Source organism: Verrucomicrobium sp. BvORR106, assembly GCF_000739655.1.
Classification (GTDB): domain Bacteria; phylum Verrucomicrobiota; class Verrucomicrobiia; order Verrucomicrobiales; family Verrucomicrobiaceae; genus Verrucomicrobium.
Window position 1 is genome coordinate 23,244 of record NZ_BATR01000184.1, and the last position, 22,116, is coordinate 45,359.

A 22,116-nucleotide genomic window follows, 5' to 3' on the forward strand; every position below is an offset into this window, starting at 1 on the left:
GCCTACGGGTGCTCCCCGTTTTCCATTTTCAGCAGGCCCGGTGCCGTGCCCTTGGTCATGACCCGGCCGCTGTAGAGCTCCACGGCGCGACGCGCCACAATGTCCACAATGGCAGGCTGCAGGGTACGGGCGGCCACGTTCGAGACCGCCATGGAGGCCCAGGTCAGGGGGCTGTTCCAGCGCAGGACCTGCCACACGGGCAGCAGCCGCTTGTACCACTTGTTGAGCTTCTGCACGGTCTCGTGCTGCATCACTTCCTTCCCCTTTTCCCAGGTCTTGTAGGCGGTGTGTGCGCTGACATCCACCAGCTTGCCCACCGTGCGGGTTTGCAGGAAGTCCGTCACATCCGTGGCTGCAAGCTGAATGGCGCGGGTGAAGTGGCTCAACCCCGGTGCCAGCAGCGGGTGCGGCGAGTTCGGGTGATACACCAGCGCGATCTCCCGAACCAGCCGGGGAATCTCGTCCACCAGCGGGGGGAACCACTCGGGATTGGGGTTGGTGTGCCAGCGCATGCGGTTCTTGCACGCCTCCACCACTGCCAGGGCTGCCCGGTCCCGCTCGCCCGGCTCATGGGTGAAAAGCTCCGCGGCCGAGGCGTGGCGGGCCGTCTTGAGATCCGACATGAAACGGAGGCCATACCATATAAACAGGCCACCCATCCCGCAGACGAGGCCCGCCAAAAATATGAGTATCTCTTTCCACATTGCCGTTGATGCAACCTTGGTCGGACATGCGGGTCCGGTCAAGGGACAGGCAACGACCCCACAGTCTCCAAAAGGAATACGGGGCCTCCTACCATGGAGGTCGTGAAATGAGCACACGGACACCCCGCTAGACCATGAGCGCCCGGGAGACATGCAGGAGCTCCACCACGGACTGGGCCCCCAGCTTGTCCATCAGATGCGCGCGATGAAATTTGACGGTGCGTTGGGCGATTCCCAGACGATCCGCAATTTCCTTGTTCATCAACCCCTCCACGACCAGTTGGAGAACCTCCCGCTCTCTGGGCGTGAGCGACTCAAACACCTTCCGGAAACGCTGCGCCTCCCGGTCTTTTCTCAAGGCCTGCCTCACCGTCTCGATCAGCTCCGTCCCCTTGAGCGGCTTCATCAGAAAGTCGAACGCCCCCGCTTTCATGGCCACAACCGAGTCGGGCACGGTCGCTTGTCCCGTCAGGAAGATGACAGGCCGGGTGGCGCAGCGGCGGACCAGTTCCTCCTGCAACTGGAGACCGTCCATCTCCGTCATCGCCAGGTCGAGCACCACGCAGCCCGGCCGCTGCGGTTCATATGCTTCCAGGAAATCACGAGGGGAGGCGAAGGGTGCCACCTTGAACCCGGCCGTGCGAAGGAGGGATGCCGCTGCCTCAAGGAAATCCGGCTCGTCGTCGACGAGATAAATCAGAGCGTCGCGATCATCGGTCATGCAGCGGGTCAGGGGGTCAGAGGCAGGACGAGCCGGATGGTGGCACCTCCCCTCTCAGCGTTCAAGGCCTGAATGGAGCCGCCATGATCTTCGGCGATCTGTTTGCAGATGGACATCCCAATGCCCAGGCCCGTCTTCTTGGTGGTGAAAAAGGGCTCAAACAACTTCTCCCGCACTTCCGGGGTGAAACCCGGGCCTTGGTCCGTCACTACCAGAGAGGCGCTGCCATTGCCCAAGGAGGTTGTTTCCACCTCCAGCCGCCGCTGACCAGCCGGGCTTGCCGCCATGGCCTCGACACCATTGAGCATGAGGTTCACCAGCACCTGCTGGATCTGCACGGGATCGCCCTGGATCGCGAGGGGTGCCTCAGACAGGTTGGGGATCAGCGTCACCTTGCGGGTCGAGAACTCTCCACGCATCAGTGCCAGCACCTCCCGGACAGACTCATTGAAGTCAAAGCTCCTTCTGGATGGAGGCTCCCGCCTGATCATGCTTCTCACCCGTTCGAGCAAACCACAGGCGCGGTCATTGGCCCGGGCGATGTTCTGCAACAGCCGACCCGTTTCCCCACCCTCTCCCTGAAGGCCGACATGCATCTGGGCTGCCTCCACCCCGAGCTTGATGGCCGCCAGGGGCTGGCTCAACTCATGACTCAAGGTGCCCGAGATTTCACCGAACAGGGATACCCGGGTGAGGTGCGCCAATTCATCCCGCTTCACCGCGAGCTGTTCCTCCGCCCGTTGACGCCGCCGCCACTGGATGAGCAGAGCGGTGATGAACGCGCTCTGCACCAAAATGATGACAACGGCTGTCAGCGCCCGGCCCCAGTAGGCTTCTAGAAAGGTCGGCACCCGGTTCACGATCACACTCTGTGGGGGAAGCTGACTTTCCTGAATCCTCCAACGCTTGAGCTGGGGCCAGTTGAACCAGGCGCGTGAGGGTGCCGTTTCTCCGGACAGAGGCACAGGCTGCCCGGCTGCAGCCAGCGCCAGAAGGCGGGCGGCACGAGTTCCCATCTGACTGTAGTCAGGCCCGATGCCACCAAACGCCCCTACCTCCACGGCTCGCTGGGCAAAGACGGAGTACACAGGCCGGGGGCTCACCTCCGCTATCTTTTCGAGCGCCTCCCCGCCGATCATCCATTCCCCAGCACCGTCGCTGAGCAGGCTGGGTGATAGCACCACCGCATCCTCCCCCAACCCAGCAAGACGCTGGCGGATCTCCGCCATGGACAAACCCGCCCAGAAATCGAACTGCACACGGCCCTCCAGTTGCCCAGCCCGCATCCTGATGTAGCCCTCCCAAAGCCGGTCAAAAGGAGCTGTTCCCGTGATGACGACCACACGCTTCAAACCGGGATGCACCTCGAGGGCAAATTTGATCGTCGGTACAGGATCGTAGTCCACCGCCTCGCCGTAGATGCCGGGCATCTTGTTCCAGCGGGTGGCCTCGCTCTCACGCACGGCCACATGCACAACCGGAGTTCCGGGAAACAGCCGCTCGCGATGCGCAGCGGCAAACCGCAGTGACATCTCCGTCACGGCCACCACCCCGGCAAGACTCTGCCCGTTATACTTACGGGCCAAGAACTCGACAAGCTGGCCCTCGTACTCCTTGGAATGGAAGCGGCTGAGATCAAGCCATTCCACGAAGACCTCTGTGTCACGGCCAAATTCTGTCTTGATCGCCTCTACCACATCGCGGTTGAGTTGGGAGATCAAGGGGAGCAGTGAGCCCTCACTGTTCAGCACCAGAATCTGGCGTTGCTTCAACGAGCGATGGCTCTCAGAAACCCTGGCAGGGGCAGACGGCAAGGAAAGCGGTGCAAGGTCCGACTCTCCGGCAGCCCTGCATAGAGAGAGGAGACAAGCTAGGCAGACGAATCCCAACACCGGCTTCGACCACCTCAATGGTTTTTGTTGCGAGTGAACGACCACGCGCCCCATCGTCGAGAGGATGCCCCGTTCGTCAAGGCTCGCGACCCGCAAGCATGCCACTGACCTGCACCCAGGGACAGGTTGTTCCACATGCGACTGGCTGCTATTCAAATAACGCATCCAGCAATTTGTCTTACTCGTCCAACGGCCCCCGGTCACTCCAGGCCCGACAGGCCACCATTTTGGCAACACATCATCCGCGCGGCGTTTCCAGCCTGCCTCACTTCATGTGAGGCAGGCTTCCCGCCCCTCCTCCGTCTCCTTCAAAAGCAAACTGCCATGAAATCAGTCCTTCCGCTCATTTGCTCAGCCGTGGCCCTGCACAGCAGCGTGTTCGCTCAGTCGGATCTCGAACCCTCGAAGGTGCAGAGCATGGCCCGCGAAGCCTACCACTACGCCTATCCGCTCGTCCTCATGGACGTCACCCTGAAGCAGACGACCAACGTGCCCAACGCCACCTCCGTGGAAGGGCGGGCACCCATCAACCAGTTCGCCCTGTTCAGGAAGTACCCGGATGCGAATGCGAAGGATGTCGTGCGATTCAACTTCGACACCTTGTACTCGTTCGCATGGCTGGATCTCTCCAAGGGGCCCATCATCCTGACCGTCCCTGACAGCGGAGGGAGATACTACCTCATTCCGTCACTGGACATGTGGTCAGACATCTTCTCTTCGCTTGGCTCACGCACCACCGGAACGAAGGCAGGCCATTATGCCTATGTTCCTCCCGGCTGGAAGGGCAGCCTTCCTGCGAACGTGGAAAGGCTGGAGTCCCCCACGCCGATTGTCTGGGTGATGGGCCGCACACAGACGAACGGCCCATCTGACTATGCGAATGTCCACAAGTTCCAAGACGGCTTGAAGCTGACTCCTTTGGATCAGTGGGGCAAGGGGGACTACACGCCAGCAGCATCGCCCGTCGATCCGGCAATCGACAATACAACGCCCCCTCTGGTGCAAGTAGGCAAGATGAATGGCGTCCAGTTTTTTACGCTGTTTTCCCAATTGTTAAAGGTTCATCCCCCGCACCTCACTGACTACCCCATCCTGCAGCGCATGCGAGCCCTGGGGTTGCAGCCTGGCAAAGACTGGGACTCCAGCAAGCTCAACGCCGCCACAGTCGATGCGATCAACGCCGGGGCCAAACAAGCGATGGACGACATGGTCACCCGCATCAAAAACATGGGCAAACGAATCGATGGCTGGAACAACCTCTCCGAGTTCATGGGCGTGTACGGTTCATCCTACCTGCACCGTGCAGCAGTCGCTCTGGGCGGTTTAGGGGCCAACCTGCAAGAGGATGCCATTTACCCGACCGCTTTTTCAGACGCTGAAGGCAAGCCGCTCATGGCCACGAACCACTACGTGCTGCATTTTGCCAAAGGCAACACGCCGCCCGCAAATGCCTTCTGGTCCCTCACCATGTACGATGAGGAGGGCTTTCAAGTCCCCAATCCCATCAATAGATTCGCCATCGGCGACCGCGATCCGCTGAAGTTCAACCCGGACGGATCTCTCGACATCTACATCCAGTCCGAATCCCCGGGTTCTGAGAAAGAACCCAACTGGCTGCCTGCTCCCAAGAGCGGTGGCATCCAGCCCACCTTGCGCATCTACTCGCCACGACCAGAAGCCCTGGACGGAAGCTGGACCCCTCCTGCCGTCAACCGTGTGAAATAGAACCTCCCCTTAGCATGAAGCCTTGTCTTTTCCTCGCTGTCGTTCTCTTCCACTCTGCACTGGTCGCCCAACCGTCGGAGAAAGAAAAGCCTCTCACCGTCTCGGTGGACAACTTCGGTCGTGCCGAGTCAGACCTGTACTTTGCCTCCATGGTGAAACTGGGCGGCTTTGCCAAGTTCAACCACAACCGTGCCGTGACCCCGATCACGGAACAGAACATCGTACGGATGAACCGGGACACGCTCTACTCTGCCGCCGTGTTCGATCTGGATGCCGGCCCTGTCACCGTGACGCTGCCGGAGCCGTCCGGACGCTTCATCTCCATGCAGGTCTTTGACCAGGACCAGTACACACACGGCGTCATCTACTCTCCAGGTGAATACACGTTTACCCGCGAGAAGATCGGCACCCGCTACGTCGCACTGGCATTGCGCATCCTGGTGGACCCGGCAAATCCATCAGACTTGAAAGCAGTGCACGCCCTGCAGGACCGCGTGAAAGCACAGCAGGAGAAGCCTGGGACATTCGAGGTCCCGGCGTGGGATGCGGCAAGCCAGAAGAAGGTGCGCGATGCCCTCTGCGTGCTGGCAGACACCCTGCCGGACAAGAACAAGATGTTCGGCACGAAGGCAGAAGTGGAGCCGGTGCGTCGCCTGCTGGGCGTGGCCTCAGGCTGGGGAGGCAATCCCGAGCAGGACGCCACCTACCTCAATATCGTGCCCTCCCAGAATGATGGCGTCACCCCCTATGTCCTGAAGATCAAAGACGTGCCAGTGGACGGGTTCTGGTCCATCAGCGTGTACAACGGAGAAGGCTTCTTCGAGGCCAACAAAGAGGATGCCTACACGGTCAACAATCTTACCGCGGTAAAAGCCACAGACGGCACCATCACGGTTCAGTTCGGCGGGACAAAAGCTCCCGGCGCAAACTACCTGCCCATCGTGAAGGGCTGGAACTACATGGTGCGGCTCTACCGGCCGCGCCCGGAGATCCTCAACGGCACCTGGTCTTTCCCCGAGGCCCAAGCAGCCAGGTAATTTCCAACATCCCCACCTCAACCTCAATCATCTGCCGTGGCTGTGTTTACCAGTCCCTTCCCCTCATTGTGCCTGTGCGCCGCGCTCGGCCTGCTTGCTCCCGCCCATCTGCAGGCTGCTGATGCCGATCTGGCAAAACAACTGGCCAATCCCGTGGCCAGCCTGATCTCCGTGCCTCTCCAGGCCAACTGGGACACCGGCATCGGCGTGAACGATGCCGCCCGCTTCACCCTCAATGTGCAGCCGGTCATCCCGTTTGACCTGAATGAGGACTGGAACCTCATCGTCCGCACGATTCTGCCGGTGATCGATGCCGATTCCCCGGCTCCCGGGATCGACGATGCCACCGGGCTGGGCGACACGCTCCAGAGCTTTTTCTTCTCCCCCAAACAACCGGTGGGCGGGTGGACTCTGGCGGCGGGACCGGCCTTGCTCTGGCCCACAGGCACAGATGACCTCCTGGGCTCCGGCAAATGGGGAGCGGGACCGACGGCGCTGGCATTGAAACAATCTGGTCCGTGGACCTGGGGTGTGCTTGCGAACCATGTCTGGTCCTATGCTGGCGAAGATGACCGCGGCGAAGTCAATGCCACCTTCATTCAGCCCTTTGCTGCCTACGTGACGAAGACCGGCACCACCCTCTCACTGAGTGCCGAGTCCACCTACGACTGGGGGGCACACCAGTGGACGGTGCCACTGAACGTCGTGCTGTCCCAGCTCTTCAAGGTTGGCTCACAGCCCGTGCAAGCCTTTGTCGGTGGCCGCTGGTACGCCGAGGGGCCCACCGGAGGCCCCGAGTGGGGCCTGCGCGCTGGTTTCACTTTTTTATTTCCTCGATAACCACCCACCCATCCCATGACAAAACTCAACCTTCCCACCTTTGCCTCTGCCACCATCCTGGTCCTGCTCTCCTCCTGCGCCGTCGGCCATGTTGACCGCGTCGAAGACCGCGTGGACCGCCGTGAAGATCGGCATGACCGCCGGCACTACCACGGCCCGGGAGACCGGGCGGAGGACTACTGGGACAAACGGGAAAACGTGAATGACAAAGTTCGCGGCCGCCGCGGCCTTCTCTACTGAACCGACATCACCCCTGATAGCCCAATCGATCTATGAAATTGATTCCGCTCTTACTGACACTCGGCTTCACCAGCACCACCTACACCGTGCTCGGAGGTACCGTTGACGCCAAATCAATCACCCCACTGCAAACTCAAGATGCGGTGGAGGGCGACGAGTGGTGGTTCCGAATCGCCCCGTACAGCTGGCTCGCCGCCATGGAGGGAGACGTCAGCATTGGCCGGCTCTCCACCCCGGTGGACATCAGCATGGGAGATACGCTCGACAGCCTCGACATGGCCTACATGGGCGTGGTGGAGGCCGGAGTGGGACGATGGTCCGCAGGGCTGGATGTCGTCTATGCCAAGACCTCCCAAGACTTCACTGGCGGCGGATTCCTCTTTAACAGTTTCCGGTTCGAGCAGAAGCAATGGCTGCTGACGCCGTTCGTCGCCTTTCGCGCCATTGCCACGGACAGGTGTTACCTCGACCTTCTGGCCGGAGCCCGTGTCACCCTGCTGGAGTCAGGACTGACCGGACGGCTTGTCGGCGGCGGCGAGGTGTCCGCAGAACAAGAGGTGGATTTTGCGGATCCCATCATCGGATTGCGGGGGCAGGTCTCGCTGACGGACAAGCTCTTCATTCGCTACAGCGGTGACATCGGAGGATTCGGGGCCAGTTCCCGTCTTGTCTGGCAGGGATTCTGCGGCCTCGGCGTTCGAGTCAGCGAGAACGTGAGCGTGGCCGCCGGGTATCGGGGGCTGGGCATGGACTACAGCAAGGGAGGCTTCACTCTGGACACGGTGTCCCACGGACCGGTGCTGGGCCTCGAAGCCCGCTTCTGACGCGCTGCCAGTAAAATTTGCGGACGGGTTCCGCTTCGGGAACCTCTTGCCCGAAGCGGGGACATCCTTCAGGGTGCGGTGTGTCGTTCGCACAAAAAACTCCCACTCCCGCAGCTTCCACCGCCCGTCCGCATCACTGGCTGCAAGTGATCCTTGCCGGAGGATGTTTCTCCCTGGCATTCGCCCCTTTGACCTGGCGCTGGGCTGTCGTCCCGGCGCTTTTCCTTTTGCTGCACGCACTGCGCGGGCAGTCGCCAAAGGCGGGCGCCCGGCTCGGCTTTGTTTTCGGATTCTCGGCCTATGCCTGCACACTGACATGGCTGTGGCAGGTGTTTGGAGCCTTCAGTCTGGCCTTGTTTGCCATCCTGGCGCTCTTCACGGGGGGCTTCGGCTGGCTTCACGGGATTGTGGAATCCCGCATTGCCAGCTTTGGAAAGCGAAATCTGGCCATCGCGGCAAGCTGGCTGGCGTGTGAGTACATCCGCTCAGAACACTTCTGGCTGGAGTTTTCCTGGGCGACGCCAGGACTGGCGATGGGACCGCATCAAATGCTCCAGATAATCGGGGTTTATGGGGCCAGCTTTGGAGTCGTGCTGGGGACCGCCTTCCTGCAGAAAAGCTCCACCGTCTATGGCGGGATCGTCATTCTGTCCCCATTCCTCTACGGAGTCTGGGTCACCCAGTCCCAGAAACCTGCTGCCCCCAGGTCGCCCGTAAAAGTGATGCTCGTGCAGAACGAGTCCTCGGACTTTGAGGAGCACCTGGCGGCCAGCCAAAAGGCCGAAGCGGACGTCCAGCTCGTGGTGTGGCCGGAAATCAGCGCGTCCAGGGATCCGCGACGAGTGCCGGATCAATGGGCCCGGTTGAAAGAAGAGGCGCAACACCATCAGCGAATCTTCACCTTGGGCACTTACACCCCCTCTCCAGACGAGCGAGGCTGGTACAACACCGCCCTCACGCTGGATGCCACCGGTGCGCTCGGCACGCACGTGAAACACCACCTTGTACACTTCTTCAACGAAGGCATTCCTGGGCAGAGCTTCGTGCCCATCCCCACGGCTCTCGGCCAGATCGGCACCTCCATCTGCTTCGACAACGATTTCGAGGACGTCCCTCGCCGCATGACGCTGGCGGGGGCCGAGTTCTTCGCCGTCCCGAGCATGGACCCCGCCCGCTGGGGCGCGCGTCAGCATGAGCAGCACTCCGAGTTGGTCCGCATCCGCGCTGCGGAAAACTACCGCTGGTTCGCCGTGGCCTCGTCTTCTGGAGTGACCCAGATCGTCGATCCCAAAGGCCGAATCGTGTCCCGTCTCCCGCCGCTGACCGAAGGCACGCTCACTGGCATCGTGGGCCGGGAACAGTACCTCACCTTCTACACCCGATGGGGCTGGCTGTTCCCCGGGGCTGTGACGGGCGCCCTGGCGATCTGGCTCGTCGCCCCCTTCTTCAGACGAAGAAGCTGACACTTGGGGTTGCTCTCCCGGGCCATCCCGCCATGTTTGACCGCCCTTCGAGGCTCAATTCCATCCCTCCCAACGATCCGTTCCATGTCCACTTCCCTCTTCGATCTGTCTGGCAAAACCGCTGTTGTGATTGGCGGCACCGGCGAACTCTGCGGTGCCATTTCTGAAGGTTTTGCTGCTGCCGGGGCGCATGTGGTGCTGGTGGGCCGGGATGCAGCCAAGGCGGAAAAGCGCCTGGCCGCGATCGCGGAAGCCGGTGGCAAAGGCAGCTTCATCGCTGCGGACGCCTCCAAGCGCTCTGAGCTGGAAGGCTTGCTGGCCCAAGTGGTGGCCGAGCAAGGCAAAGTGGACATCCTCGTCAACGGCGCCGGCGTGAACTCCCCCACCCCGTTCCTCGACATCCCGGAGGAGGAGTATGACCGCATCATGAACATCAACACCAAGGCCGTCGTGATTGCCTGCCAGGTGTTCGGCCGCTACTTCGTGGACAACAAAGTGGAAGCCTCCATCATCAACCTGGGCTCCATGTCCGGCCTCCTGCCTCTGAGCCGCGTGTTCACGTACTCCATGAGCAAGGCGGCGGTGCACAACCTGAGCAAGAACCTCGCCCGTGAGTGGGCCCCTCTTGGTATCCGGGTCAACACCCTCGTGCCGGGCTTCTTCCCCGCAGAGCAGAACAAGAAGGTGCTGGTGCCAGAGCGCATCGCCAAGATCATGTCTCACACCCCAGCCGCCCGCTTCGGCGAGGCCAGGGAACTCGTGGGTGCCGCCCTGCTGCTGGCCAGCAATGCAGCCGGTTCCTTCATCACCGGTCATGAGATGGTCGTGGACGGCGGCTACTCGTCCATGACGATCTAGTCCAGTCATCTCACGCGCGCATCAACCGCACCCTCCCACCGCATGCTCAAGCACACCGTCAACTCAACGAGGCCCAGCGCACCCATGGGGCCGGGCATGCGGTTTTTCTTCACCATCATCTTCCCCTGGATCTTCATCCTGATGGGAGGCGGCATCATGTATGCCGGGATCACGAACCTCCGAAACGCGTCAGCCAGCAAAAACTGGCCGACCGTGCCTGGCAAGGTGGTGGTGTCAGAAGTGGACCGCCACCGCAGCGACAAGGGCTCCTCCACCTATAGTGCCAATGTCGTGTATGACTACAAGGTGGAGAGCACGACCTACTCGGCCAAGCGAGTCTCCTTTGGTGACAGCAGGTCGAGCAATCCCGCGGGAGCGCGCACCATCCAGAACAAGTACAAACTCGGCATGGAGGTGCCGGTGCACTACTCCCCGAAGGAGCCATCACTGGCCGTACTGGAGCCCGGCGTGACGGGTGCCACCATGCTGCTGCCTGGCATTGGGGGTGTGTTTTTCCTTGTCGGCTGCGCCATGGCCTTCTTCCTGCCGGCAGCCCTGCGAAAACAAGAATCCCAATCCGTTAACGCCTAGAACCAGACGCCGGTTCTGCAACTGGCGTCCCGTCCGCATGCTGACCTCAGACTTCGACTATCAGCTCCCCGAGGAGCTCATCGCCAGTGAACCCCTGGCAGACCGCTCCGCCTCACGGATGCTGGTGGTGCATCGCGAATCCGGGACGATTGAACATCGCTCCTTCACGGATCTGCCGAAGTATCTGCGGCCGGACGACCTCCTGGTGCTCAACGACACCCGGGTGCTTCCAGCCCGGTACTTCTCCAACGACGGTTCGAAGGAACTCCTCAGGCTCACCTTTGCCACGCCCACCTTGTGGCGCTGTATGGTGAAGCCCGGCAAGAAGCTGCGCGTGGGACACACCATCGCTATCGGCTCCGCCACCGGCACAGTGAAGGAGATTTACGAGAACGGTGACCGCCTCATCGAGTTCGACCAAGTCGTCGATGAGACCGCCTTCGGGCACCTGGCCCTGCCTCCGTACATGGAGCGTGAGGAGCGCACCGAGGACAAGGAGCGCTATCAGACCGTCTTTGCCAAACACGAGGGCTCCATCGCCGCCCCCACCGCGGGATTGCATTTCACGCCTGAGCTGCTGGCCACGCTGCCACACACCTTTGTGACGCTGCATGTGGGCGTGGGCACCTTCCAGCCGGTGAAGGCGGACCGCATCACCGACCATGTGATGCATTCCGAACGTTATTTCCTAAATGAAGAGTCTGCCCGGCGCATCAACGCAGCCGGCCGGGTCATTGCCGTCGGCACCACCGCCACCCGCGTTCTGGAATCCATCGCGCAGAAGCACGGCGAACTGAAGGCGGCTGACGGGGAGACCAGCATCTTCATCTATCCCCCTTACGAGTTCAAAGTGGTGGACGCCCTGGTGACGAACTTCCACCTGCCCAAGTCCACCCTCATGATGCTGGTGAGCGCCCTGGCAGGGAAGGACCTCATCTTCCGTGCCTATGAGGAGGCGATCCGCGAGCGCTACCGCTTCTACAGCTATGGCGACTGCATGCTGATCCTGTAGGACTCTCCGGAAGGACTACTCCACCATCTCAACCCGGATCTGACAGGAAGATGACTGGCCCCGGTCGTCCATGACCTGGACCGTCCACTTTCCAGCCCGAGGCTCCCAAGACAGGGGCTTGGCAGGCTCTGAGGCACCAAGAAACTGCTGACCCGCAAACCAGAAGACCTTGCGCACGCCGGCCGACGTCTCCGCGAGCAACGAGATGGTGCGATGGCTGGGATCACTGGCGCGGATGGTGTACACCAGCGCCGTGCGGGGTGAGACGATGCGGGGCGCAGCCCGGCTGTCTCCCCCTGCCAAGGAGGGGGCCGATCCCGGCTCCAGGGCAGGTGCTTCCCGCCGGGGAACGCCCGCCTGTCGGAACAACTCGAGAAGGTCAGGCGTCCAGAATTCATGCACCTCTCTTTGCAGTTCCCGGGTTCCATCATCCCGCAGTACCCGCAGATGCGTCAGAGGATCCACCAGGATCTCGCGATGGATATCGCACGGCGTGACCGGTGAGACGCCGGGGATGAACCACCCGTGCAGGCGGTGCTGGCAATGGGGCGTGGGCATCTGGCCCGATACGGCACACAGCTCGATGCGCTCCACTCCAGCGGGCGCGGGCGATTCCTTCAAGGGCAGACGCAGGCGGCGATAGGTCTCAAACAAGAGGGGCGCGGCACACTCCCTGGCCACGAAGGCGGGATTGGCCCGGCCGTCAAAGTTGCCGATCCAGACCACCAGCACGTAGTCGCCCCGCATGCCCGCCGCCCAGGCATCGCGAAAGCGATGAGACGTCCCGGTCTTCCAGTGCACGTTGGGATCATCGAACGCAGCATCGTCCCCCTCCCGCAGGGTCAGCATGTCGCGGACGAGGAAACAAGCTTCCGGAGTGAGCAGCGGCTCTGAGTCTTGTTGCGGAGCACCCTCCTTCACATTTTCGTGCAGATACTGGAGAGGACGCGGGCGGCCATCGTCGAGCAGCAGTGAGTACAGGCCTGCCAGCTCCTCCATGGTCACCTCTCCCCCTCCCAGCGGCAGCGAGAGGCCGTAGTGATCCGCCGACTTCGGCAGGGCCACACCCGCTTGTTTCATGAAGCCATACAGCCCTGGAGCAGCCAATCGCTGGGTCAGCGACACTGCCGGGATGTTCCGGCTCCGATAGAGCGCCTCCGAGGCAGAAATGGGACCGGCAAATCCGCGGTCAAAGTTTTCCGGATTGTACTCGCCAAAGCTGGCCTTCGAGTCCCGCAGCAAGGTGCGCGGATGAATCAATCCCTGGTCGAGAGCGAGGCCGTAGATGAAGGGTTTGAGCGCAGAACCGGGTGAGCGACGCGCCACCACGCCGTCCACCTGACCTTGGATGGCATCATTGAGAAATCCGCCCGAGCCCACATAGGCCAGCACTTCCCGTGAGGGGGCATGCACGAGGATCGCGCACGCGTTGCGGATACCCAGCTCCCGCTTGCGACCGAGGTAGTCGGCCAGAGCCGCCTCCACGGTGCTTTGCTTGTCGGCGTCGAGCGTGCTCTGCACCAGGTCGTTGCGGGTCTCCTCCAGCAATCGCCGCGACAGGTGTGGGGCATCGCGGGGCACGGTGCGGTCTGGCCGCAGGGTGAAGGTGCCATCCAGCGGATCTGCCCGGAGTCCGCGAGCGGTCTGCACCTTTTGGAACAGGCGGTACTGGGCCGCCGCCAGCTTTGCGTTGTCCTCCTTGGTCTTGGGCGTGCGGCGGGAGGGGCTCTGCGGAATGACGCTCAGCGCCACCGCCTCGCGCAGGGAAATTTCATGAACCGGCTTACCACACCAGAGCAAGCTGGCCGCACCCGCGCCTTCCACATTGCCGCCATAAGGCGCAAGATTGAGGTACGCCTCAAGGAGTTGGGGCTTGGAATAATGGCGCTCCAGTTGAAGCGCGCGGAAGACCTGGACGAGCTTGCCGCTGATGGAGCGGGTTTCCAGATCATAGCGCAGGCGCGCGAACTGCATGGTGATAGTGGATCCGCCGCCGCGGGGCGTGCGTGACACCATGCCCCAGAGGCCCCGAAGGAGGGATACCGGGTTCACGCCAGGGTGCGTGTAGAAGTGCCGGTCCTCGTGTTGCAGCGTGGCCGCGATGAGATCCGGGCTGAAGTCGTCGAGCCCGAGGCGAACGCGGTATTTGCCTTCCGCCGTGAGCGTGAGGTTCAGGAGTTGACCATGGCGGTCATAGACCTGGCGGGAGAAGGTGGTGTTGGGTGGGTAGAGCTCGGGCTTGGGGAGGAGGAAGTAGAGGAGGGCGAGGGTGAGGATGGTGATGAGCCCCGCACGGAGTATCCGCCTCGCCACTGAGCCGACTAAAGTCGGTACTCCAACCCGGCTTCCGAACCTCCCAAACATGCTCAACCTCGACAGCATTGTTGGAGTACCGACTTTAGTCGGCGGTATTTGACGATCATTCATCCCATCCCCTTCCATATTCATTGATGGGATAGTTCTTCCAGATTCGTGAAGCTTCGGGTTCGCCCATCTGGCCAATGTATTCTTCGGCGCTGCTGTAGGGCCAATCCATCCACTTGTCCACGTATCCGTGCTTGACGGGATTGTGGTGGACATAATTCAGGGTAGCCCAAAAATGGCTCTCACTCTTCATGATCGTTTCGGCACATCGAAACCATACCTGACGCCCTCGCTGGTCCTCCTCACCATTCCATCGATGCGCCGTTCTACCGTGGATTCTTCCCACGACAGACAAGGCCGCGCGAATGTCAGGGGTTTGTACGACGACATGATAATGATTGGGCAGAATGACCCAGGCGACGACTTCATCGCAGCAACCTCTTAGGGATTGAACCAGCTCTTGCTCGAAGGTTTCCATTCGTTCCAGGCTGGCGCCAATCCAGGGCTGATGCTCAAAACAAGCGCCAGTGAGCATCCATTGCCCGGGGCCGTAACTCCTGCGATGGGGAGGCCCGTGCCGGGGCTGCTGTTGCAACCGTCGGCGACGCAAGGCCTCGCCACGCTGAATTTCACTCATCTGGCGCCAGTTGTACATCGCCATCCCCCCCTCACTCCACCACCACCTTCCCCGACGCCCCGCGTCCTTTCAAACCGCGGTCATACATGGCTTCGGCGAAGACGGGAGGCACGGTGTAGGAACCGGCGGCGACGGGCTTGATGCGGTAGGCAAAGGTCTTGACCGCCCCCTTGTCCAGGGAGCAGAAGAACACATTGCGATCCTCGCGGACATCCACGTACACGGCACCGGGAACGGTGCCCAGACCGGGGCGGAGGGCGTTGGGTTCCACCTCGAACCCACCTGGCATGAGGTCCAGCACGGCGATGTTCTCCAGGTTGCCTTCGCTCACGTTGCGCACGCGCACGCGGACCGACGCACCTTCACCCACTTTCAGCTTCGTCACCGGGTTTCCGTCCTTGTCCACGAACTCCCGATAGACTTCCAGGCCGTCTGTGATCGCGGCTTTCGCCTCACCGGCATCAAAGCCCTCCTCGACGACCTGATAGAAGGCTCCCAGGTCCGACTTGCCCCCTTGGTCCAGTTGGAAGCGCACCGTTCCGGCATCCGGTGAGAACGGAGTGGAAAGCAGCCCTGTCGAACCAGGAATGAGCATCTTCAAGGCACCGCCACTGCGGGCCAGTTCCGCGATGGAGACCTGCACCTCTGCCTTCTGGGCGAGCTGTGAATAGGCCTTGAGCGCCAGGATGGTGCTGGCTGCGCTGATGGTGTTGAAACGGCCTTTCACGATGGGATCCGTGATCACTGCGAGATCATCGTAGCCAATCTCACCCGCGAGTTCCGGGAAGTGCCGGCAGACCAGGGCGAATACGAGGGCGTTGTTCACCTGCGGATCATCATAGTACAGCCCCAGCCAGCGTGCCGAAGGCGTCTTGGCCTTAGCCAGCTTGCGGTACTGGGTGATGAGAGCGAGGCCTTCCTTGGGCTGCTTGAGCAGCGCATACGTGGCGGCAAGGTAGGGAGCGGTGAGGTCTCTGCCCCACTGATCCTTGTACTTGCTCTCCAGCGTGTCGCGCAGGTTCAGGACATAATTCGTCGTCACCTCCCCCTGGCGGGTCAGCAGATAAATGGCAGCCGCCTGGAGATAGGTCTCGCTCAGGCCGGAGGGTTTCCCCTTGGCCATCTGCAAGAGACGCTTCTTGGCACCGTCGAGCAGGTCTGCTGGCACGGCGAATCCGGCGTCCTTGGCCTCGGTGAGGAACTGGCTCACGTAGATGGTGAGGAAGTCGAACCCGCCTGAGCAGGCGTCACTCCAGTAGCCAAAGCCACCGTTGTTGTTCTGCCGGGCCTGGAGCAGGCCAAAGGCGCTGTCGAGCTGCTTCACGGCCTCTGCCTTGTCGAAGCCAAAGTCGGCTTCGGTGGATACCAGCAAGCGTGAGACCGCCTTGCTGGTGATCTGCTCCGAGCATCCATGCGGATAGCCGGAGAGGTAGGCCTCCAGACCGCGGGCCAGCCCCATGGGCACAGCGCTGGCCGTGGCCTGATGCTTCTGGAACTGCGGGTACATGACGCGTTCCACCGGCACATCCTGCTTGGCGAGGCGGAAATAACCGCTCTGCACATGCGTGAGGAACGGAGCCGCCGGGCGCACACTCAGGGTGGCACGGCGCTCCATGAGCTCCCCGCCGCCGCTTGCCTTGAAGACCAGCTCAGCGCCCCCCAGATTGTTCTTCACCCGCACGCGGAACCTCGCGGTCCCCTCCGTGCCCACTGCCACCTCAAGGTCGCGGTCGGCACCGTCCACGATCTCCACGCGGTCATCGCCAGCGGCAGAGATCTTGATGGCCGGACCAGCCTGGGCCCCTTCCAGGTTGTTCGCCACCGTGAGGCTGGCGGTGAACTCATCACCCGGCGCAGCAAAGACCGGCACATTCGGGCTGAGGACAAACGGGCCACGCACCGTGCAGGCCGTTTCCGCCGTGCCCACGGCATCGGGAGCCACGGCCACGGCCATGATCTTGAGACGACCGGCAAAGTAATCCGGCACGGTATAGGAAACTTCCTTCCGCTCCGGACCGGCCTCCACCAGCCCGCTCCAGAACACCACCGGCGGCTCTTTCTTCCGCTTGAAGGGGTTCAGGTGCATCTTGATCTTCGTGCCGTCGTCACCGCCGAAGGCGCTGGACTGCGTGAGCAGGGAGAACTCTGGCAGGATGAGGTCCATCAACTGGGAGGACTCCACCTCCAGGGAGCGCTTGCGCATGAAGTGCGGCAGCGGCTGGGGCAGCTTGTACCCGGTGATCTGGTGGATGCCTTCATCCACTGCGTACACCACCAGACGGCAGGGTTTGGATGCCTTGAAGCCGATCTTCAACTCCTGGTTGGGCTTCACCAGAGCAGGTGCATCCAGCTCCACCGCCATCTTGCGTTGGTCGGTGTTCACCGCGAACGACTGCACGGCGTAGCTCAGCGGAGACATGAAGATCTCCTTCGAGTCCAGAGCGCGCACGAATGAGACATTCACATACGCATTCCCTTCAATGCCCGCAGGCACAGGGATCTGCTGGGTGCTCCCTGTGGTGGGGGATTTGAACCACTGCCAGCCCAGCACCTTCTCACGCTCCACCGTGATCAGCCCGGCCCCAGTGTAGGGGGCATTCACGCTGAGTTCGAGGTTGTCACCACTGTTCCAGGTGCCCTTGGCCAGCTTCAGATTCAGCTCGGCATTGCGGTCAAGACTGCGATTGCTCTCGCCCTTGCCCACCACCGTAAAGAGGCAGACACAAACCACCTGGTTGTCACCATCCAGGAGCTCATAGCGGAACTCGCCGGGCTGTTGGGAAGGCAGCGCCACCGTCAAGCCATCGGCTGGCAGGCTGAAGTCCACCTCTGACACGGTCTTGTCGCGCTCCGTCGATTCATACGCATAGCTGCCGTTGGGCTGCTTCGTGAGGACGGACACATGCCGCACCTCCACGATGCGTTGTTTGAGCCCCGCCTGCGCCACCTGGGCCAGGTTGGGGGCCAGGGAGATCAGGTGCAGGTTGCGCTGGCTGTCCTTCGAGATGTAGGACAAGTCGCCATCTGCCTTGTACCCCACCACAAAAGGCTGGGGCGAAACCAGCATGGACTGGGCTGTGCGGACACTGCGACCGCCGTCCTTCTCAAACCCTTCGGCAAGGAAGTTCAGGAAGAAGCTGCCCTCTGCAAAACGCTCCAGCGCCAGATTGAAGGAGGCCTCACCGCGGGCGTCCGTCACCTGCTCACCCAGATCCACCGTCTTGGCCGCATCTGAACCCTCTTCCGCATCCTCTTCATTGAGGTTGCTCTTGGCCCAGGTGTGGAAGGTGTAGTCAGGGAACTTGTCGAAGGCGAACCACGCGGGATTGAGCTCCAGTCGCGCCTTGATGGTGCGGTCCGCAGCGGGGAAGCCAAACAGCGATTGCAACGAGAGGGAGGCCTTCACCTCACGCGGTTGCACCCAGCCAGCTCCGACGTCCGAGTTGAAATTCACCGCCAGCTTCATGCGATCGGGCTGGAAGTCCTCCAGACGGAACGTGGTGCGACCGAGGAGGATCTTGCGATCCTCATCCTCACCCTGCATGAGATAGAGGCGGGCCTGGAAGGTGCCGGTGGGATCGGCTTCATCCGTGGGCAACTCCATGTCAAAGAAGCCGTCTTCCGGCAGAGCCACTTCCTCCGAGCCAGTCTGGTTGCCCTTGGCATCGTAGAATAGCATCTTCACCGGAAGCCCATCCAGCTCACCGCCCCAGTCCCGACGACGCACCACGCCGCTGACGTGCACGGTATCCCCCGGACGATAGACGCCACGCTCTGTGAAGAGGAAGGCATCCAGTGCCTCATTCTGCGAGGCCTGCACCCCGCCCGTGTCGAACCGGGAGAAGTCCACCAGCCGGTCCGGCCGGTTAAAGGGAATAAACGACACGTCGTTCCCCAGGCGGGCAATGATGGCCACGGGGGTCTTCTCACGCTTCAAGTGCTCCACAGCATCCGCATGCCAGTGGCCATCTGCGGTGGTGACGCCTTCACTGATGAACTCGCCATTCTTGGCCAGCACGACGATTTTCACGCCCTCCACCGGCTCACCCTTCTGGATGCTCTGCACGAAAACATCACGCGAACCATCGGCATTGCGTTTCACCAGCAGGCCGAGGTCTGTCACCAGGATGAAGCGTCGGGCATGGCAGTCCTCCTCCACACGCACCCAGGCGTCCTCAGGATCACTCCCCTGCTCTTCGTCATCGGCTTCCGCCTTCTCGTCATCGGCACGCTGGCGCACACCTTCCACATCCAGGAAGAAGAGACCACGGGAGGCATCGGGATCGGCCGGATCCGCGGCAGCCAGGGCTTCTGCGAAATCATAGGTCAGGTAGTTGGCCTGGTACTCGTTGCGCATCGCCGTGGGTTTGATCTCCCGCTTGATGCGGGCGATGTTCTCCTCATCCACGTCTCCCGACCAGTAGGGATCCTGGAAGTCGCCTTTGGCAAAGCGGGCCACGTGATTCACCTGGCTGAAGGGAACGCGCGCCAGCGTGTAGCGCACATGCCCCACGCCGCGGGACTTGATGGAGATCTTGCGCTCTCCATTGAGCGCCAGGAGTCCCCCCTCACCCAGGATGTCCACCTCATTCGGGAACTCGGGCACATCCGCCACGGCGGCGAAGTCTTTGCCCAGCTTGAAGCCCCCCAGGGCCTCCACGCCTTTTGTCACCTTCACGTAGAGACGGCCAGCCTCTTCCACCAGGAGCTTGAAGGCATGCGAAGTGCTCAGGGGCTCGCCCTCCTCCACTTCCGTCTCCACCCGGGTGAGTTTCACCGGCTTGGCCAGCTTCAGCACCTCCGGCGTCACTTCGCCGGTGTTCGGCCACTCATAGTCTTCCACGACCTTGCCGTCCTTGTCCGCAGGTTTGTCCTTGGGAAGCAGCCAGGCCTGGATGTGCTTCTCCATCTCCTCCCCGCGGGCATAGCCGCTGGCCTCGACAAAGAGGTACTGCTCGGGCTCGCCTTCGTCCGTCCGGATGATCCGGGTGTCGGCGCTTTCCACGTTGAAGCCGCTATAGGTATCGGGAACGCGAACGTTCGATCCCACCGGCTTGCTGGTGCCCTCACCTCCGTTGGTGGTCTTCAGCCCGGGTTCGAGGGTCAACTTGATGAAGTCCTCCTTCTCCGGGATGCTGATCCGGCTGGTGCGCACCCAGAACTGCCGCTGATGGGCGCCTTCCACCACGGTGAAGAGAGGCGCAGAAGCATCCCGTTTGCCGAAAAGGGGCGTCTTGCCCAGCACTTCCACCTTCAAGAGCTTCTCCAGATCCGTGCGCTCCACGGGATGGGTGAACTTCAGCTCCATCACCGCCTGATGCAGCGCGGGATCCTTGGGGTCCGTGTAGAACTCAGACTTCACCACCGCAGGTTGCAGGGGCACGGTGGTAAACTTGAAGACGGACTCCTTGAGCTTTGCCTCCTTGGCAAAACTCGCCGCGTCCAGCTTCACCTGATATTCCACGCCAGCGGGCCAGTCGCGTCCCGGTTCAAAGATGAGACGCCTGTCGTCCAGCCATTTCCAGGTGCCGGGGAGGGGCGGGTCCATAACAATCCCCTTGGCCCCCGCTTTGTCGAGCTCCGCCAGTTGCGCCAGGGATTGATCAAAGTCCAGCCGCAGGGGTTCTGGTTGGGCTTTGCCCTTCACCACGGGTGTCAACGCCGGTGCCTTCAGCCTGCCGATGACCTCCCGCTGGACGGTGAGCACGGTGGGACGCGGCTTGTGAGCCTCCCACCAGTGGTAGCCATGCCAGCCGCCGATGCTCAGCAGACCGGCAGCGACAATGGTGCCCGCCCAGGTACCTGGCCGTCGGGACATGCTCTCAAACGTGGCTTCAAACGCCGCAACACCCCAGGCAGGGGGACGGTATTTAAACTCTCCAAAGACCGCACGGGGCAGTTTCCCCCAATTGCGCGGCACCAAAATTCCTGACCAGCGGGACATATAGGTGTGCTTCGCACTATGTTAAAGATTGTGACGCGGAATTACAAGACAGTGCGGAGTAAGAACTGTTGGGCGATATTTTTGAATCCTCGCAGATTCTCCAAGACTGTTTGACTCCCCCTTTGAAAAGTCCTTTCCTGACCGGCGTTTCTTCCTTTCCCCGGATTTGAGCCGGGGCTGATTTTTTCCTCCTCCCTCCATGAAAGCACTGACCCTTGTCGCCCCCTCTACTTTTGAATTTGGTGATGCTCCTGCCCCCCAGCCCCAGCAGGGCGAGGTGCTGGTGGACATCAAGGCCTGCGGCATCTGCGGCAGCGACCTGCACGGCATGGACGGTCGCAGCGGCCGCCGCATCCCTCCCATCATCATGGGCCACGAAGCCGCTGGCGAAATCTCGGCCGTGGGCGAAGGCGTGACCGACTGGAAAGTGGGCGACCGCGTGACCTTCGACTCCACGGAGTACTGCGGGAACTGCCCGGACTGCGCGGCAGGCAACGTGAACCTGTGCAAGAACCGCAAGGTGCTCGGGGTCTCCTGCGGTGACTACCGCCGCCACGGCTGCTTCGCCGACCAGGTGGCCCTGCCCCAGCACATCCTCTACCGCCTGCCAGATGGCCTCGCCTATGAGAAGGCCGCTTTCGCAGAGCCGGTGAGCATCGCCCTGCACGCGGTGAACCTGGCCCCCAAGCCGAATGCTCACTCCCCCGCCCTGACGACCCGTCAGGAGGTGGCCGTCGTGGTGGGCGCAGGCCTCATTGGTCTGCTGGTGCTACAGGCGCTGAAGGCTCGCGGCTGGAACAAGGTGTACGCCGTGGATCTGGACGACTCCCGTCTGGCCCTGGCCAAGCAACTGGGCGCGGACGATGCCTTTAACGCCAAAGAAGAAGGCCTGGCGGCCAAGCTGCGCGAACTGGGTGGCGGCGATGGTGTGGACGCCAGCTTCGAGGTCGTGGGTGCCGCCGCTCCGGTGGACCTCGCCATCCGCAGTGTGCGCAAGGGCGGCACGGTGGTGCTGGTGGGCAATCTCCAGCCGAACGTGCCCTTCCCGCTCCAGGAGGTGGTGACCCGCCAGATCACGCTGCGTGGCTCCTGCGCCTGCGCTGGGGAGTATCCCGAGGCGATCGAGCGCATCGAAGACGGCACCATCCAGGTGCTGCCGCTCCTGAGCGTGGTGGCCCCCCTCAGCGAGGGCGGCGACTGGTTCCACAAGGGCGTGCAGCCCGGCAACGGTCTGCTCAAGGTGGTGCTGACGCCGGAAGGCTGA

General features: G+C 61.9%; 16 protein-coding genes. 10 read left to right on the plus strand and 6 right to left on the minus strand.

Translation table 11 applies throughout. The features are described 5' to 3' along the window. Positions 1-2 precede the first annotated feature (2 nt). The 3 genes from BV106_RS33530 to BV106_RS33540 form a co-directional block, all read right to left on the minus strand. Positions 3-623, minus strand: coding sequence for a hypothetical protein (locus BV106_RS33530; RefSeq protein ID WP_038172336.1), 621 nt, complete (start codon positions 621-623; stop codon positions 3-5). A 208-nt stretch (positions 624-831) separates the two neighbouring features. Continuing rightward, complete coding sequence (locus BV106_RS33535) at positions 832-1,425, minus strand: sigma-70 family RNA polymerase sigma factor (protein WP_038172337.1); 594 nt, start codon at positions 1,423-1,425, stop codon at positions 832-834. 8 nt (positions 1,426-1,433) lie between these two features. Beyond that, positions 1,434-3,239, minus strand: coding sequence for an ATP-binding protein (locus tag BV106_RS33540; protein WP_265596349.1), 1,806 nt, complete (start codon positions 3,237-3,239; stop codon positions 1,434-1,436). Between the two features lie 402 nt (positions 3,240-3,641). Between BV106_RS33540 and BV106_RS33545 the strand changes: the two genes are divergently transcribed. The 9 genes from BV106_RS33545 (at position 3,642) to queA (ending at position 11,907) form a co-directional block, all read left to right on the plus strand. Beyond that, complete coding sequence (locus BV106_RS33545) at positions 3,642-5,042, plus strand: DUF1254 domain-containing protein (protein ID WP_038172339.1); 1,401 nt, start codon at positions 3,642-3,644, stop codon at positions 5,040-5,042. 14 nt (positions 5,043-5,056) lie between these two features. After that, positions 5,057-6,079 carry a DUF1254 domain-containing protein gene (locus BV106_RS33550; RefSeq protein ID WP_081892547.1) on the plus strand — a complete coding sequence of 341 codons (1,023 nt, stop codon included), beginning with the start codon at positions 5,057-5,059 and terminating at the stop codon, positions 6,077-6,079. 36 nt (positions 6,080-6,115) lie between these two features. Further along, positions 6,116-6,919: a hypothetical protein gene (locus BV106_RS33555; protein WP_038172340.1), complete on the plus strand. Its 804-nt coding sequence runs from the start codon at positions 6,116-6,118 to the stop codon at positions 6,917-6,919. Between the two features lie 15 nt (positions 6,920-6,934). After that, positions 6,935-7,159, plus strand: coding sequence for a hypothetical protein (locus tag BV106_RS33560; RefSeq protein ID WP_038172342.1), 225 nt, complete (start codon positions 6,935-6,937; stop codon positions 7,157-7,159). Between the two features lie 32 nt (positions 7,160-7,191). Next, positions 7,192-7,983: a hypothetical protein gene (locus BV106_RS36685; RefSeq protein ID WP_051946864.1), complete on the plus strand. Its 792-nt coding sequence runs from the start codon at positions 7,192-7,194 to the stop codon at positions 7,981-7,983. Between the two features lie 80 nt (positions 7,984-8,063). Beyond that, positions 8,064-9,446 (plus strand): nitrilase-related carbon-nitrogen hydrolase, encoded by a 1,383-nt coding sequence (locus tag BV106_RS33570; RefSeq protein WP_038172344.1) that lies wholly within the window; start codon positions 8,064-8,066, stop codon positions 9,444-9,446. A gap of 84 nt (positions 9,447-9,530) precedes the next feature. Further along, positions 9,531-10,304 carry an SDR family oxidoreductase gene (locus BV106_RS33575; RefSeq protein ID WP_038172346.1) on the plus strand — a complete coding sequence of 258 codons (774 nt, stop codon included), beginning with the start codon at positions 9,531-9,533 and terminating at the stop codon, positions 10,302-10,304. Between the two features lie 42 nt (positions 10,305-10,346). Then, the gene (locus BV106_RS33580; RefSeq protein WP_038172347.1) at positions 10,347-10,895 is read left to right on the plus strand and encodes a DUF3592 domain-containing protein; all 549 of its coding nucleotides are present in this window, start codon (positions 10,347-10,349) and stop codon (positions 10,893-10,895) included. A 37-nt stretch (positions 10,896-10,932) separates the two neighbouring features. Further along, the gene (gene queA / locus BV106_RS33585) at positions 10,933-11,907 is read left to right on the plus strand and encodes a tRNA preQ1(34) S-adenosylmethionine ribosyltransferase-isomerase QueA (RefSeq protein ID WP_038172348.1); all 975 of its coding nucleotides are present in this window, start codon (positions 10,933-10,935) and stop codon (positions 11,905-11,907) included. Positions 11,908-11,922: 15 nt separating this feature from the next. On the opposite strand, the gene pbpC is transcribed toward queA, so the two are convergent. From pbpC to BV106_RS33600, 3 genes are all read right to left on the minus strand, one after another. Then, positions 11,923-14,220: a penicillin-binding protein 1C gene (gene pbpC, locus BV106_RS33590; protein ID WP_038172350.1), complete on the minus strand. Its 2,298-nt coding sequence runs from the start codon at positions 14,218-14,220 to the stop codon at positions 11,923-11,925. A 106-nt stretch (positions 14,221-14,326) separates the two neighbouring features. Then, positions 14,327-14,932 carry a hypothetical protein gene (locus tag BV106_RS33595; protein WP_265596350.1) on the minus strand — a complete coding sequence of 202 codons (606 nt, stop codon included), beginning with the start codon at positions 14,930-14,932 and terminating at the stop codon, positions 14,327-14,329. A gap of 7 nt (positions 14,933-14,939) precedes the next feature. Further along, complete coding sequence (locus BV106_RS33600) at positions 14,940-20,726, minus strand: alpha-2-macroglobulin (RefSeq protein WP_265596351.1); 5,787 nt, start codon at positions 20,724-20,726, stop codon at positions 14,940-14,942. A 325-nt stretch (positions 20,727-21,051) separates the two neighbouring features. Here BV106_RS33600 and BV106_RS33605 point away from each other — a divergent pair, with 325 nt between their 5' ends. Then, entirely contained in the window at positions 21,052-22,116 is a 1,065-nt protein-coding gene (locus BV106_RS33605) for a galactitol-1-phosphate 5-dehydrogenase (protein ID WP_038172354.1), read from the plus strand.